This is a genomic window from Thiohalocapsa sp., assembly GCF_019695415.1.
Classification (GTDB): Bacteria; Pseudomonadota; Gammaproteobacteria; order Chromatiales; family Chromatiaceae; genus Thiohalocapsa.
In genome coordinates, this window is the sequence record NZ_JAIFKJ010000421.1 from 1 (window position 1) to 1506 (window position 1506).

At 67.2% G+C, this 1506-nt stretch carries 1 protein-coding gene; it reads left to right on the plus strand.

Translation table 11 applies throughout. The annotated features are described in order from the left end of the window. Positions 1–1506, plus strand: a 1506-nt coding sequence (locus I6U14_RS12070; protein WP_296899647.1) for an efflux RND transporter permease subunit, incomplete at both ends; no start/stop codon positions are given.

Here is a 1506-nt window from a genome sequence, read left to right on the forward strand (position 1 = left end):
AACATGGGCATCGCGTTCTGGGTCGCGGCGGGTAGCCCGCTCGCGTTTCTGGCAACGCTGGTGGTGATTTTCCTGTCCGGCCAGAGCAGCAACATGATCTCGATGTTCGGGCTGATCATGATGCGCGGCATTATCTGGGACGACGCGATCGTGGTGGGCGAGGAGACCGCGACGCGCCAGGCTCTCGGCGAAGGACGCATGGAAGCCGCGGAGAACGGCGCGAAACGCATGTTCACGCCGGTGACCGCGGCGAGCCTGACGACGATGGCGGCCTTCCTCCCGATACTGCTCATCAGTGGGCGCATCGGGGATGTGATGGTTGCGATTCCGCTTGTCGTCATCGCGGTGCTGATCGCGAGCCTTGTGGAAAGCTTCCTGATCCTGCCGGGCCACCTCAGCCACAGCTTCGGGAGCCTCAACCGGCCGCCGAGCGCGTTTCGCCGGACCTTCGATCGCGGCTTCGAGTGGGTGCGCAAGGGGCCGTTTCTGCGCTTCGTCGAATTCAGCTATGACTGGCGCTATACCACCCTCGCCTTCACCTTCGGCGCGATGATCCTTGCGATCGGGCTGCTTTCCGGCGGGCGGGTGGACTTCCAGTTCTTTCCATCGCCGGAGTCCGAGAACATCGCCGCAGAGGTCGAGTTTGCCGCGGGCACGCCGGAGGCCGACCGGATCGCCGCGCTCGGCCGCATCGAGGACGCGCTGTACGAGGCCGAAGCCGCGCTGACCGACGGCGCGGGCGGGCTGGTCGTCACGGCGTTCACCACGCTCGGCAGAGCCGGACAGTCGCAGACGGATACGCTGGCCGAGATTGCCGTTCAGCTCATCCCTGGCGAGGAGCGCACAATCCGCACCGAGACCGTCATGCAGGCCTGGCGCGAGCGGCTGCCGAGCATACCGGGCGTCGAGCAGGCCACGGTGCGCACCGAGCAGGTCGGCCCGCCCGGCCGGGATGTCGACGTCAAACTGCAGAATGCGCCGATCGAGGATCTCAAGGCCGCGGCCGAAGAGGTGAAGACGGCGCTGCGCGGCTATCCCGGCGTCACGGCGATTGCGGACGACCTGCCCTATGGCAAGCGCGAACTGATCGTCGAAGTCACCCCGCGCGGCCTCGCACTAGGCTTCACCGCAGAGAGCGTCGGCACGCAACTGCGCAACGCCTTTGACGGCGCGATCGCGACCCGCTTCCCGCGCGACGACGAGGAGATCACGGTCCGCGTGCTGCGCGAACAGCAGTCCGAAGGCGCGCAGGCGTTGGAGAACTTCTATCTTCGCGCCCCGGATGGCACTTTCGTGCGCTTCCCCGAAGTGGCGCATGTCCGCGAGCAGGCAGGCTTCACCATCATCCAGCGCATCGACGGCGATCGCACCGTCTCCGTCACCGGCGACATCGCCGCGGCCCAGAACAGTGTCGCGAACGGCGTGCGGCAGTTGGGGCCGGATGTGCTGCCGCGCCTCGTCGAGACATACGGCATCGGGGACGGGATCGGGGGACTCCCGGGGGGG